We start from the raw sequence: 13,556 nt of genomic DNA, 5'->3' as shown, positions 1-13,556 counted from the left end.
TACCCGCCATGAACGCACCTGCTCCCTCCTCCGCCCGCCGCACGAAGAAACTGCCGCCGCTGCGCGTCGGCATCGGCGGCCCCGTCGGCTCCGGCAAGACCACGCTGCTCGAAATGCTGTGCAAGGCGATGCGCGACAAATACGACCTCGTCGCGATCACCAATGACATCTATACGAAGGAAGACCAGCGGCTGCTGACGGTCGCGGGCGCGCTGCCCGAGGAGCGCATCATGGGCGTCGAGACGGGCGGCTGCCCGCACACGGCGATCCGCGAGGATGCGTCGATCAACCTCGAGGCCGTCGACCGGATGCTATCGCGCTTTCCCGACGCCGACATCGTGTTCATCGAATCGGGCGGCGACAATCTCGCGGCGACCTTCAGCCCCGAGCTGTCGGACCTGACGATCTACGTGATCGACGTCGCGGGCGGCGAGAAGATTCCGCGCAAGGGCGGCCCCGGCATCACGAAGTCCGACCTGCTCGTGATCAACAAGACGGATCTCGCGCCGCTGGTCGGCGCGAACCTCGACGTGATGGCGTCCGACACGAAGAAGATGCGCGGCGAGCGGCCTTACGTGATGACGAACCTGAAGGCGCTCGAAGGCGTCGCGGACGTGATCGCGTTCATCGAGAAGAAGGGTTTGCTGACGGTCTGAGCGACGCGGCGGCATCATCATCCGGTGCCGCCACGCCTGCTCATGGCGGCATTGCGCCGCCTTCGCCTAGTCGTCGGAAGGGTCCTGCGTGTCCTGCAGCGCGCGCCCGCCGCGTTCGGCGGGCGGCAACAGTGCCGCGAGCACGTCGACCGTGCGCGCGGTCGCGCCGCGGTGCCGCGATGCGAACGCCGCGCCCGCCGCGCCCATCGCGATGCGCCGCGCCTTGTCGGCGAACAGCGCATCGAGCACGTGCGCGAGATCGAGCGGATCCTCGACCTGCAGCGCCGCACCAGCCGCGACCGCGTCGGCGGTCGCCTGCGTGAAGTTGAACACGTGCTTGCCGATCAGCACCGGCACGCCGACCGCGCATGCCTCGATCAGGTTCTGGCCGCCGAGCGGCAGCAGGCTGCCGCCGATGAACGCGATGTCGGCCGCCGCGTAATACGCGCCGAGCTCGCCCATCGAATCGCCGAGCAGCACCGTCACGTCGTCCGGCAGCGGCTCGGCCGCCGGCCGGCCGGACGCGAGCGCGGCCTTGTCGGCCGCCCACACCGAGCGTCGCACGCACTTGAGGCCGCTGCGCTCGACGAGCGCCTCGACCTCGGCGAAACGCTGCGGATGACGCGGCACGAGCACCAGCAGCGCGCCGGGCGTGCGCATCGCCGCGAATGCGTCGAGCACCAGCGCTTCCTCGTTCTCGCGCGTGCTCGCGGCCACCCACACGGGCCGCGTGCCGATCGCCTCGCGCCACGCATGGCCGCGCGCCGCGAGCTCCGGGGGCGTCGTCATGTCGAACTTCAGGTTGCCGAGCACGGTCACGTTGCGCGCGCCGAGCGACGTCAGCCGCTCCGCATCGGCCGGGCTCTGCGCGAGCACGCGCGAGAAGCCGCCGAACACGTCGTGCGTCGCCGCGCCGAACTTCGATGCCCGCCGGAACGAACGCGCGGACATGCGCGCATTGGTCAGCACCAGCGGCACGTCCGCACGGCGGCACTCGTCGATCAGCGTCGGCCACACCTCGGTTTCCATCACGAGGCCGAGCGTCGGCCGCCACGCGTGCAGGAAACGTCGCACCGCGCCGGGCATGTCGTACGGCAGGTAGCAGCGCAGCACGCGATCGCCGAAGATCTGTTCGCCGGTCGCGCGGCCGCTCGGCGTCATGTGCGTGAGCAGGATGCGCGCATCGGGGCGCGCGTGCATCAGCGCGTCGATCAGCGGCTGCGCCGCGCGCGTCTCGCCGACCGATACCGCGTGCACCCAGATCAGCGGCGCACGGTCGTCGCGCGAGCGGCCGGCCACGTGGCCGAAGCGTTCGCCGATGTGTTCGCGATAGCCGCGCTCCTTGCGCGAGCGCACGTATAGCCGGATGACGGCGATCGGGGCGACGAGCCACCACAGCGCGCGATAGATCACCCTCAGCATGCCGCGTCCCTTGTCTTGCTTCGACGAAAATGCGCGCTCAAACCAGCGCCCTGCCCGTCAGGCGTTCGAGGATGCCGAGCGGCGCGCATTCGCGGCGCACCATCGCGTCGACCGGCAGGAAGAAGGTCTGTTCGAGCATGAACTGGCCGGACATCACAGCGTGCGAAGTCTGATCGGAGAAACATATCCACACGCAGCCCGGCGGAAACGGCATCGTCTCCTGCGGGCTCGTCTTCTGGTAGTCGAGATCGGCCTTCATGCTGTCGTGCAGGTTCAGCATCAGGTGGTCGTACGCGCTGCGCGGCGACTTCGTCACGTGCAGCAGGTTCAGCAGCCACGCGGCGCCCGGCAACTGCGGCTTGATGTGCGGCAGGAAGCGCTTCGCGACGTCCTCGAACGGCTCGCCGACGCGCCACACGCGCGGCACGCCGGCCGGGTTCACGTTCGTGAACACGCGCAGGATGCGCTCGCCGTAATTGGGCCGCGACGGGAACGCGTCGACGTGCAGCCGGCTGTCGTCCTTGCGCCACGACGTCTGGCGCGTCTCGACCTGCAGCAGCCGCAGGCTCGTCGGCGCGACGCGCAGCTTGCCGCGGTATTCGGGAAAGAGGCCGTCGACGAGCGTGCCGGCCTGCTGCTGGAAGCGCGCGACGAGCGCGCGCACCGCCGACTGCGTGACGCTGTCGCCGAGCACGCCGGCGAGCGCGCCGCCGTTCGGCGCGAGGCTGATGTTCTTGCGTTTCGGGTCGGCGAGCGCCGGATCGAGCAGCGCTTCCTCGCCGCCTTCGATCGCGAAGCGCAGGTGCGGAAAATACAGCACCTTGCCTTCCTCGACGGCGGCCAGCAGCTGCTCGCGCGGCGCCGACAGGTTGTGTCCGCTCCAGTCGGCGGACGGGACTTCGATGATCTGGGATTCGCTCATGTTCGGTTCGCGTGGGTTCGCGCGTGTGACTGCGTTACAGGAGACCGAAGCCCGCGAGCGCCGACTTCACCTGCGCGATCGACGGGGGCTGCCCCGCCGTGCCGAGATTGACGACGTTCGGCGACCAGTAGCCGCCGGTCCGCCAGGCCGTCGCGAAATTGTACAGTTCGACCGTCGGACGCTTCAGCGCGGCCGCGATGTGAACCAGACCTGTATCAACCCCGACGATCGCATCCGCGCCGTCGATCAGGCCGACCACGGCCGGCAGCGACAGCTTCGGCGGCACGATCGCCGCCGCGCCGAACGCCTGCGCCAGGCGCTCGCTGGTCGCGCGCTCCGCGTCGTTGCCCCACGGCAGCACGAGCGACGCGCCGCGCCGCACGAGCGCCTGGCCGAGCTCGATCCACGCGGCGTCCGGCCACTGCTTGTCGGCACGCGACGTCGCATGAACGAATACCACGTACGGCACCGGCAGGTTCAGCCCGAGCCCGGCCACCGCGAGCGCCGCCGCGCGCGTATCGAGGCCGAACTCGACCGGATCGGCCGGCGTCGGCGCCGGGTCGCCCAGCGCGGCCGCGACGAGTTGCCGCGAGCGCTCGACGACGTGCGTGCGCGGCGCGATCGGCACGCGCTTGCGATAGAAGAAGCGCACGGGCCACTCGTAGCCGGCGCCGTCGGTGCGGTTGCCGAGCCCGACGAGCGGGCCGCGCGCCCAGCTGGCGACCCAGGCCGTCTTGATGAGGCCCTGGCAGTCGATCACGAGGTCGTACTGCTCGGCCGCGAGGCGCTGGCGGAACGCGCGGATCTCGCGCCACGTGGCGCCCGAGAACGGCTTCTTGCGCCAGCGGCGCAGCGAGAACGGCAGCACGTTGCGCACGCCGTCGACGAGCTTGACCAGGTCGACGAAGCTTTCCTCGACGAGCCAGTCGATCTGCGCATCGGGGTGGCGGCGCCGGATATCGGCGATCACCGGCATGTTGTGCACGACGTCGCCCAGCGACGACACGCGCACGATCAGGATCTTTTGCACGCTGAAAAAACGCCGGCAGGCAGCCGGCGACAAGCAGAAAGGGGGGATTTTATCTCGCCCGGGGGGCCTAGGGCCTGTTCCCGCTAATAACGGGCTTGCGAACGTGCCTTGCCGGCTGCAGTGCAAGAAGCAAGGAGCGCCGTTTGGCTCGTGCCAAACAAGCGACGCGCGACGCCGCAATGCGGCCGGCAAGGCACGTTCCCGTGATTGAAAATTCCTTTGTGGGGCTGGCCGCCAGAAGGGCCGAGCGCTGCGTCATGCTCCTCGCGAATACGTCGAGTATTCGCTTCGTCGCAGTCCTTGCGCTCGGCCCTTCTGGCGGCCAGCGCAAGCCCGTTATTAGCGGGAACAGGCCCTAGAGACAAAAAGCGGCCGCACGCCCTTGGCGTGCGCCGCTTTTCGGGGATGGCGCGACGATCGGACTCACCGTCGCGCCGGTGGCGGCCCGAGGCCGCCGACGCTCAGAACGGCAGCTTGACGTCCGGCTTCGCGGCCGTCAGCACGCGACGGAAGTCCTCCTGGATGCGCTTGAGCCCTTCCTGCGTCTCCGACTCGAAACGCATCACGACGACCGGCGTCGTGTTCGACGAACGCGCGAGGCCGAAGCCGTCCGGGTACTCGACACGCAGGCCGTCGATCGTCACGACTTCCTCGGCGCCATCGAACTTCGCCTCTTTCTGCAGCTTGTCGATCAGGCGGAAGTTCTCGCCTTCGTCGAGCCACAGCTGCAGTTCGGGCGTGCTCATCGCGTCCGGCAGCCCGTTCAGCAGCGCGCTCGGATCGGCCGTCTTCGCGAGGATCTCGAGCAGGCGCGCGCCCGTGTAGAGACCGTCGTCGAAGCCGTACCAGCGATCCTTGAAGAACACGTGGCCGCTCATTTCACCGGCGAGGGGCGCACCCGTCTCGCGCAGCTTCGCCTTCACGAGCGAGTGGCCCGTCTTCCACATCAGCGGCTCGCCGCCCTTCGACTTCACCCATTGCGCGAGGTGGCGCGTGCACTTCACGTCGTAGATGATCTGCGCGCCCGGGTTGCGCGACAGCACTTCTTCCGCGAACAGCATCAGCTGGCGGTCCGGATAGATGATCTGGCCGTCCTTCGTGACGACGCCGAGGCGGTCGCCGTCGCCGTCGAACGCGAAGCCGATCTCGGCGTCGGTGTCCTTCAGCGCCTGGATCACGTCCTGCAGGTTTTCCGGATGGGCGGGATCCGGGTGGTGGTTCGGGAACGTGCCGTCGATGTCGGTGAAGCGCTCGACGAGCTCGCAGCCGAGCGCCTTGAACAGGCGCGTCGCCAGCGGGCCGGCCACGCCGTTGCCGGCGTCGACGACGAGCTTCATCGGGCGGGCCGGCTTGATGTCGCCGACGATGCGCGCGATGTATTGATCGGCCACGTCGAACTGTTCGTACGAGCCGTTGCCCGTCTCGAAACGCTCGTCGACGATGCGCTGATACAGCGCCTGGATCTGCTCGCCGTAGATCGCGGCGCCGCGCAGCACCATCTTGAAGCCGTTGTAGTCGGGCGGGTTGTGGCTGCCCGTGACGACGATGCACGAATCGACGCGGCGCTCGCCGCCCTTCAGCGCGAGCGGGACGTTCGCCGCGAAATAGCCGACCGGCGTGGGCACCATGCCGACGTCGACGACGTCGACGCCCGCCGCACGCAGGCCGTCGGCCAGCGCGCCGACGAGGTCCGGCCCGGACAGGCGGCCGTCGCGCGCGACGACGACCGCATCGCCGCCCTGCGCACGCACTTCGCTGCCGAATGCCCGGCCGATCCCGCGCGCGGTGTCGTTGTCGAGCGTCTTGCCGACCACGCCACGAATGTCATATGCCTTGAAGATGGATTGGGAGATCATCGATTCTCTTCTCTCAGTTGCGTGCATGGAAAAATGTCTGGCTTGCCTGGCCGCCGCTCGCCGGTGCCGCGCATGATACATGCGGCCCGGCACGGCGTGAAACCGCTGGCGCGGAACGGCGGGAGCGACCCCGATCCCACTTATAATCGCGGGTTTTGATGACGCGCATACCGCCCATTTTAATGCCTAGCCGTCCCGTCGCCGCCAACCTGCAGCCCCCGGGCGCCCTGCCGGCCGCCTCGCGCGCACGCCGCTGCCGCGCATGCTGAAGCGCTTCGGCAACCCGGACGTCGCGAAGGCCGTCGCGAATCTCGTCTGGCTGGGGCTCGAGCGGCTCACGCAGATCGGCGTCGCGATCGCGATCAGCGGCCTGCTGGCCCGTTATTTCGGGCCAGATGTGTTCGGCAAATGGCAGTATGCGAATACGCTCCTCCTCGTACTGGCGCCGCTCACCTGGGTGTGCGGCGCGGAAATCCTCGTCCCGACCATCGTCCAGCGCCCGCCCGCCCAGCTCGGCGCGGTGCTCGGCAGCGCATTCGCGCTGCGCATCGCCGTCTCCGTCGCCGCGCTCGTCGCGACCTGGATCGCGATCGCAGCGGGCGCCTTCGATCCGCTGGTCGGCGCGATGCTCGCGGGCCTCGCGGTCACGATGGTGTTCCGCGAGCCGCTCGTCGGCGTCATCAACGCGTGGCTGCAGAGCATGACCTACAGCAAGCCGCAGCTCGTCACCAGCATGGTCACCGCGCTGGTGAAGGCGCTGCTCGTCTGGCTGCTGGTCCGCGCGGCCGCGGGCCCCGCCCGCTTCGCGTGGCTGTGGGCGCTCGAAGCGGCCGCCATCGGCTTCGCGCTGCTGCTGTACTACCGGCATCGTAACGGCGGCGCGCTCGGCTGGACGTTCGACAAACCGCTGTTCAGGCACTTTGCAACGGCCGGCACCGTGTTCTGGCTCGGCCTCATCTGCATGTACCTGTTCCTGAAGCTCGACCGCCTGATGCTCGAGCGTCACGTCTCGTTCGCCGATCTCGGCCGCTACTCGGCCGCGCAGCAGCTCAACGAGAACTGGATCACGCTCGCGCTGATGCTCGCGCAGACGATCGCGCCCGCCTTCGTCTACCGCGTGCAGGACATCGCGCGGCTGCGCCGCAACATCGTCCGGCTGATCGCGATGACGGCCGGCCTGATGACGGCCGGCGCGCTCGTGCTCGACGCCGCCGCCCCGCTGATCGTCGGCAAGGTGTTCGGCCACGGCTACGAAGCCTCGGTCGACATCTTCCGCTGGGCGGTCTGGCTGTCGGTGCCCGCCGGCATCGAGGCGATAGGCAATCTTATCGTTCTCAAATATCAAGCAAAATTCGTGTTGCTGTCGAAATGGCTGCTCGCGCTCGCGATCGCGGCGCTCGTCAACCTGTTCGCGATCCCGCGGCTCGGCCTGTACGGCGCGCTCGTCGGGCTGGCGGCCGGCTACCTGGCCGCCGCCGCCGTCAATTTTTATTACATCCGTTTCAAGCTGCGACCATGACGTCCCCTGATTGCCCGACCCCGCTCGACGACGTGGCCGTGCTGATGCCGGCCTACAACGGGCACGACGACGTCGTTCGGACCCTCGCATCGTTTCGCGAGGACACGCCCGTGCACGTGCTGATCGTCGATGACGGCAGCACGCCGCCGATCGTCGCGCCCGACCTGCCCGGCCTCATGATCGACGTGCTGCGCATGCCGCAGAACGGCGGCATCGAGCGTGCGCTCGCGGCCGGCATCGACGCGCTCGCCGCGCGCGGCTTCCGCTATGCCGCGCGCATCGACGCGGGCGATCTCGCCGCGCCGCAGCGCCTCGCGAAGGAGCGCGCGTATCTCGGCGCCCACCCGCGCGTGGCCTGCGTCGGCATGTGGACGCAAGTCGTGTCCCGCGCCGGCGAGCCGCGCTTCATGCTGACCCCGCCCGCGGATCCGCGCACGCTGCGCCGCACGCGCTTCCTGCGCTCGCCGCTCGTGCATCCGTCGGTGATGCTGCGCATCGACGCCGTGCGGGAAGTGGGGAACTATCGGGCGAAATACCGTGCGGCCGAGGATCTCGATCTTTTTTTACGGTTAATGCAACGCTACGATTGCGCGAACCTGCCGGAACTCGGCCTCTATTACGAATTGAACGAGGGCGGGATCAGTGCGACCAAGCGCCGGCGCCAGCTGGTGTCGACGCTCACGCTGCTGCTGAGCCACTTCAACGCGCTGAACCCGTACGACTGGGCCGGCCTCGCCAAGAACCTGCTGCATTTCGTGACGCCGTATCGCACGTTGCAGCGGATCAAGCAGACGCTGTTCGCCGCGCGGCCGTCCGCCTGACGCGCATCCGGCCCTTTCGGCAATTTCGACGCTTTATTTATTCTTTTTTTCATGTCCGTCACCTCCCCGCTGCGCATCGCGCTCGTCTGCAACACGGCCTGGGCGATCTACACGTATCGCCACGGGCTGATCCGTGCGCTCGTCGCGCGCGGCGCCGAGGTCATCGTCATTGCGCCGCACGACCGCACGGTGCCCTTGCTCGAGCAGATGGGCTGCCGCTACGTGGCGCTCGCGGTTGCCTCGAAAGGCACGAGCCCGCGCGAGGATCTCGGCACGCTCGCCGCGCTGGTGCGTCACTACCGCGCGCTGAAGCCCGATCTCGTGTTCCATTACACGATCAAGCCGAACATCTACGGCTCGGTCGCCGCGTGGCTCGCGCGCGTGCCGTCGATCGCGGTGACGACCGGGCTCGGCTACGTTTTCATCCAGAAGAGCCGAGCGGCAAGCGTCGCGAAGCGCCTGTACCGGTTCGCGTTCCGCTTCCCGCGTGAAGTGTGGTTCCTGAACCGCGACGATCTCGCGACCTTCACCGACGAACAGTTGCTTGCGCATCCCGATCGCGCGCGGCTGCTGCACGGCGAAGGCGTCGATCTCGAACAGTTCGCGCCCGTGCCGCTGCCCACCGGCGACGCGCCCGTCTTCATCCTGATCGGCCGGCTGCTGTGGGACAAGGGCGTGCGCGAATACGTGGAGGCCGCGCGCATCGTGCGCGCGCGCTTCCCGAATGCGCGCTTCCAGCTGCTCGGGCCGCTCGGCGTCGACAATCCAAGCGCGATCGGCCGCGCGGACGTCGATGCGTGGGTCGGCGAAGGCGTGATCGAGTATCTCGGCGAAGCGCACGACGTGCGCCCGCATATCGCGGCGGCCGACTGCGTCGTGCTGCCGTCGTACCGCGAAGGCGTGCCGCGCACGCTGATGGAAGCGTCCGCGATGGGCCGCCCGATCGTCGCGACCGACGTGCCGGGCTGCCGCGACGTCGTCGCCGACGGCGACACGGGCTTCCTGTGCCGCGTGCGCGACAGCGCGAGCCTCGCGGAGCAACTGAATCGCATGATCGCGCTCGGACCGGAAGGCCGGGCAGCGATGGGCGCACGCGGCCGGCAAAAGGTCGCGGCGGAGTTCGACGAGCAACAGGTCGTCGAGCGCTATCGGGAGACCATCCATTCGTTGACCGGATTCACACTCTGAAGGAGCGCATCTGCAATGACCGCTAAAGGCACCATCCTCGTCACCGGCGGCGCGGGCTACATCGGCTCGCACACGGCCGTCGAGCTGCTCGACAACGGCTACGACGTCGTGATCGTCGACAACCTCGTCAACAGCAAGGCCGAATCCGTGCGCCGCATCGAGCGGATCACGGGCAAGACGCCCGCGTTCCATCAGGTCGACGTGTGCGACGAAGCCGCGCTCGCCAAGGTATTCGATGCACACCCGATCACCGGCACGATCCATTTCGCGGCGCTCAAGGCCGTCGGTGAATCGGTCGCGAAGCCGCTCGAGTACTACCAGAACAACATCGGCGGCCTGCTCGCCGTGCTCAAGGTGATGCGCGAGCGCAACGTCAGGCAGTTCGTGTTCAGCTCGTCCGCGACCGTATACGGCGTGCCCGAGCGCTCGCCGATCGACGAATCGTTCCCGCTGTCCGCGACGAACCCGTATGGCCAGTCGAAGCTGATCGCCGAGCAGATCCTGCGCGATCTCGAAGTCTCGGACCCGACGTGGCGGATCGCGACGCTGCGCTACTTCAACCCGGTCGGCGCGCACGCGAGCGGGCTGATCGGCGAGGATCCGGCCGGCATCCCGAACAACCTGATGCCGTACGTCGCACAGGTTGCGGTCGGCAAGCTGGAAAAGCTGCGCGTGTTCGGCTCCGACTACCCGACGCCGGACGGCACCGGCGTGCGCGACTACATCCACGTCGTCGATCTCGCGAAGGGGCACATCGCCGCGCTCGACGCACTGGCGAAGCGCGACGCGAGCTTCGTCGTGAACCTCGGCACGGGCCAGGGCTACAGCGTGCTGGAAGTCGTGCGTGCGTTCGAGAAGGCATCGGGCCGCCCGGTGCCGTACGAGCTCGTCGCGCGCCGCCCGGGAGACATCGCCGAGTGCTACGCGAACCCGCAGGCCGCGGCCGACATCATCGGCTGGCGCGCAACGCTCGGCATCGAAGAAATGTGTGCCGACCACTGGCGATGGCAGGAGGGCAACCCGCGCGGTTTTGTATAATCCGCTGTCCATTTTTCGAGCGATCCCATGCTCAGCTTCGCGTCCGGCTTCATCGTCTCCCTGCTCGTCACGCTGTTCATCGTGCGCTATGCGCACCTTCACGAGAAATTCTCGATCGACAGCGACCTGGCCGGCGTGCAGAAATTCCACGTGCGGCCCGTGCCGCGGGTCGGGGGCATCGGGATCCTCGCGGGCGTCGTCATTGCCGCGCTGATCCTGTCCCGGCGCTATCCGACGATCGCCGGCAGCATTCTCGGGATCGTTGCCTGCGGAATGCCGGCGTTCCTGTCAGGCCTCGTCGAGGATCTGACCAAGCGCGTGTCGCCGCGCGCGCGGCTGCTCTGCACGATGGGTGCGGCCGCGCTGGCGTTCTGGCTGCTGGGCATCGCGGTCAAGCGCATCAGCGTGCCGCCGCTCGACTTCCTGCTCGGCTACGTGGTCATTTCGGCGTTCATCACGGTGCTGGCGGTCGCGGCGCTCGCGAACGCGATCAACATCATCGACGGCTTCAACGGGCTCGCGTCGATGGTCAGCTTCATGATGTTCGCATCGCTCGCGTATGTCGCGTTCCATGTGAACGATCCGGTCGTGATGTCCGCTTCGATCATCATGATGGGCGCCGTGCTCGGCTTCTTCCTGTGGAATTTCCCGGCCGGGCTGATCTTCCTCGGCGACGGCGGCGCGTATTTCATCGGCTTTATGCTCGCCGAACTCGCGATCATGCTCGTGATGCGCAACCGCGAGGTGTCCGCGTGGTACCCGGTGCTGCTGTTCATGTACCCGATCTTCGAGACCTGCTTTTCGATCTACCGGAAGAAGTTCATCCGCGGGATGTCGCCCGGGATTCCGGACGGCGTGCACCTGCACATGCTCGTGTACAAGCGGCTGATGCGCTGGGCCGTCGGCACGAAGCACGCGCACGACCTGACGCGCCGCAATTCGCTGACGTCGCCGTACCTGTGGCTGCTTTGCCTCGTCGCGGTGATACCCGCGACGCTGTTCTGGCGGCACACGGTGCACCTGTTCGTGTTCGTCGTGCTGTTCGCGCTGACTTACGTGTGGTTGTACCTCAGCATCGTGCGGTTCCGCGCGCCGAGGTGGATGGTGGTGCGCAAGCACCGGCCCAGTCGCTGAGCCGTTCTCGGCCCGGCATGAAAAAAGCGCCCCGCGGGGCGCTTTTTTCGTCTTGCGGCACTGTTCACCACCCGGGACGGTATCACCCGTTCGATGCCGCACGCACCGACGGGACACTCTGCAACACGGGAGCTACGGCCGTCTGGTATTCCGGCACCCAGCGCCGCAGGTCGCGCCGCACTTCGTCATCGGGCAGGACACGATGCTGCATCAGCCACGGCAGCAGCTCGTCGAGGAAATTGTCCGGCACTTCCCGCGCCCGCGCGATCCGCAGCTTCGGATGCGGCGTGCGCGTCGTCGCCTCGTCGTCCGCCAGCAACTCCTCGTAGAGCTTCTCGCCGGGCCGCAGCCCGGTGAACTCGATCCGAATCTGCTCTTCCGAGAAACCGTACAGGCGGATCAGGTCGCATGCGAGATCCACGATCTTCACCGGCTCGCCCATGTCGAGAATGAAGATCTCGCCGCCATGCCCCATGCTGGACGCCTGCAGCACCAGCTGCGATGCTTCCGGGATCGTCATGAAGAAGCGCGTGATCTCCGGGTGCGTGACCGTGACCGGGCCGCCCTTCGCGATCTGCTGCTGGAACTTCGGGATCACGCTGCCCGCGCTGCCGAGCACGTTACCGAAGCGCACCGTCTCGAACTGCGTACGCCCGCTCGTCTGCTGCAACGCCTGGCAGGCCATTTCGGCCAAGCGCTTGCTCGCGCCCATCACGTTGGTCGGATTGACGGCCTTGTCGGTCGAGATCAGCACGAAGTGACGCACATCGTGGCGGATCGCCGCGCGGGCCACGCGATAGGTGCCGAGCACATTGTTGCGCAGCGCCTGCCAGGCGTTGTGCTCCTCCATCAGCGGCACGTGCTTGTAGGCGGCCGCGTGGAACACGATGTGCGGCGCATGACGCGACATCACCTGGTCGAGCAGCAGCGAATCCTTCGCGTCGCCGATGATCGGCACGACCGGGAGATCCGGGAAGCGCTCGTGCAACTCCTCGGTCAGCCGGTACATCGCATACTCGGACAGGTCGAACGCGACGAGTTGCGCGGGCGCGAAGCGCAGGATCTGCCGGCAGAGCTCGGAGCCGATCGACCCGCCCGCGCCCGTCACCATCACGACGCGGCCGCGCAGCAGCGCCTCGACGTGCGGCGTGTCGATCGTCACGGCATCGCGGCCGAGCAGATCCTCGAGATCGATGTTTCGCACCTGCGACAGGAAGCCCTGCCCTGGCATCAGCGCGGTCAGCGACGGCAGCACCATCGCCTTCACGCCGGCCCGCACGCACAGCGTCGCGACGCGACGCTGCGTCTCGACGGACGCCGATGGAATCGCGATGATTGCGTATTCGACCTTCATTGCGTCGGTCCAGTGCTTGAGGTCGTTGAACGAGCCCAGCACCTTGTGGCCGTAGATTTCGCGGCCCTGTTTTACGACGTCGTCGTCGAGCAGGCCGACGAGGCGCCATTCGCCGGAACGCGACAGTTCGCGCGCGAGGCTCGCGCCGGCCGTACCGGCACCGAGCACCAGCACCGGCTTGCCCTTCCCGACGAGCCCGCCGTACAGGTAATACTCCTTCGTCGCGCGATACAGCGCGCGTGCGCCGCCCATCGCGAGGAACAGCATCAGGGGCGACACGAGCAGCACCGAGCGCGGAATGATCGGCTGCGGCTGGAACATCACGGCGCCGATCATCACGATCACACCGCCGCCGACCACCGCCTTCGCGATGCGCATCAGGTCGGGCAGGCTCGCGAACACCCAAAGCCCGCGATACAGGCCGAACCCGCGAAACATCAGCGCGTAGACGGGCAGCACCCACGTGAGCGCCATCAGCGCACCGCTCAGGAAATCATGCGGAACGCTGCCATTGAAACGAACGAGATAAGCGAACAACCATGCGGCGATGACCGCCGTCAGGTCGAACAGGAAAGCACTCAGCGACAGCCACGATGCTTTGGATCGCAACATCGGC

At 67.7% G+C, this 13,556-nt stretch carries 11 protein-coding genes; 6 read left to right on the top strand and 5 right to left on the bottom strand.

The window, feature by feature from the left end; genetic code table 11:
* The first annotated feature begins 8 nt into the window (after positions 1-8).
* Entirely contained in the window at positions 9-656 is a 648-nt protein-coding gene (ureG, locus tag QZM35_RS36450; RefSeq protein ID WP_046196649.1) for an urease accessory protein UreG, read from the top strand.
* A 66-nt stretch (positions 657-722) separates the two neighbouring features.
* Here the strand turns inward: ureG and waaA are convergent, their stop codons facing one another.
* The 4 genes from waaA to QZM35_RS36430 all read right to left on the bottom strand — a co-directional run bounded on the left by waaA (position 723) and on the right by QZM35_RS36430 (position 5,886).
* A complete protein-coding gene (gene waaA / locus QZM35_RS36445) occupies positions 723-2,078 on the bottom strand; it encodes a lipid IV(A) 3-deoxy-D-manno-octulosonic acid transferase (protein WP_301777701.1) in 1,356 nt (451 codons plus the stop codon).
* 37 nt (positions 2,079-2,115) lie between these two features.
* Positions 2,116-3,000, bottom strand: a complete 885-nt coding sequence (locus QZM35_RS36440) for a Kdo hydroxylase family protein (protein ID WP_089424685.1) — start codon at positions 2,998-3,000, stop codon at positions 2,116-2,118.
* Positions 3,001-3,034: 34 nt separating this feature from the next.
* Complete coding sequence (gene waaC / locus QZM35_RS36435; RefSeq protein WP_347880147.1) at positions 3,035-4,078, bottom strand: lipopolysaccharide heptosyltransferase I; 1,044 nt, start codon at positions 4,076-4,078, stop codon at positions 3,035-3,037.
* A gap of 413 nt (positions 4,079-4,491) precedes the next feature.
* The gene (locus QZM35_RS36430; protein WP_089424683.1) at positions 4,492-5,886 is read right to left on the bottom strand and encodes a phosphomannomutase/phosphoglucomutase; all 1,395 of its coding nucleotides are present in this window, start codon (positions 5,884-5,886) and stop codon (positions 4,492-4,494) included.
* 262 nt (positions 5,887-6,148) lie between these two features.
* Between QZM35_RS36430 and QZM35_RS36425 the strand changes: the two genes are divergently transcribed.
* From QZM35_RS36425 to QZM35_RS36405, 5 genes are read left to right on the top strand one after another with little or no spacing between them, the layout of a single operon-like run.
* Positions 6,149-7,405, top strand: a complete 1,257-nt coding sequence (locus tag QZM35_RS36425; protein ID WP_089424682.1) for a lipopolysaccharide biosynthesis protein — start codon at positions 6,149-6,151, stop codon at positions 7,403-7,405.
* Positions 7,402-8,226 (top strand): glycosyltransferase, encoded by an 825-nt coding sequence (locus tag QZM35_RS36420; protein WP_089430707.1) that lies wholly within the window; start codon positions 7,402-7,404, stop codon positions 8,224-8,226. The genes QZM35_RS36425 and QZM35_RS36420 overlap by 4 nt, the downstream gene beginning before the upstream one ends.
* A gap of 51 nt (positions 8,227-8,277) precedes the next feature.
* On the top strand, positions 8,278-9,414 hold the full coding sequence (locus QZM35_RS36415) for a glycosyltransferase family 4 protein (protein ID WP_301777700.1): 1,137 nt from the start codon (positions 8,278-8,280) through the stop codon (positions 9,412-9,414).
* 15 nt (positions 9,415-9,429) lie between these two features.
* Positions 9,430-10,452 (top strand): UDP-glucose 4-epimerase GalE, encoded by a 1,023-nt coding sequence (gene galE, locus QZM35_RS36410; protein ID WP_089424679.1) that lies wholly within the window; start codon positions 9,430-9,432, stop codon positions 10,450-10,452.
* A 27-nt stretch (positions 10,453-10,479) separates the two neighbouring features.
* Positions 10,480-11,586 carry a glycosyltransferase gene (locus QZM35_RS36405; RefSeq protein ID WP_089424678.1) on the top strand — a complete coding sequence of 369 codons (1,107 nt, stop codon included), beginning with the start codon at positions 10,480-10,482 and terminating at the stop codon, positions 11,584-11,586.
* Positions 11,587-11,668: 82 nt separating this feature from the next.
* On the opposite strand, the gene QZM35_RS36400 is transcribed toward QZM35_RS36405, so the two are convergent.
* Positions 11,669-13,552, bottom strand: coding sequence for a nucleoside-diphosphate sugar epimerase/dehydratase (locus tag QZM35_RS36400; protein WP_089424677.1), 1,884 nt, complete (start codon positions 13,550-13,552; stop codon positions 11,669-11,671).
* Positions 13,553-13,556 lie beyond the last annotated feature (4 nt).

It is taken from the genome of Burkholderia sp. AU45274 (genome assembly GCF_030482505.1).
GTDB lineage: Bacteria > Pseudomonadota > Gammaproteobacteria > Burkholderiales > Burkholderiaceae > Burkholderia.
This window is presented reverse-complemented; position numbering and strand designations above follow the sequence as displayed.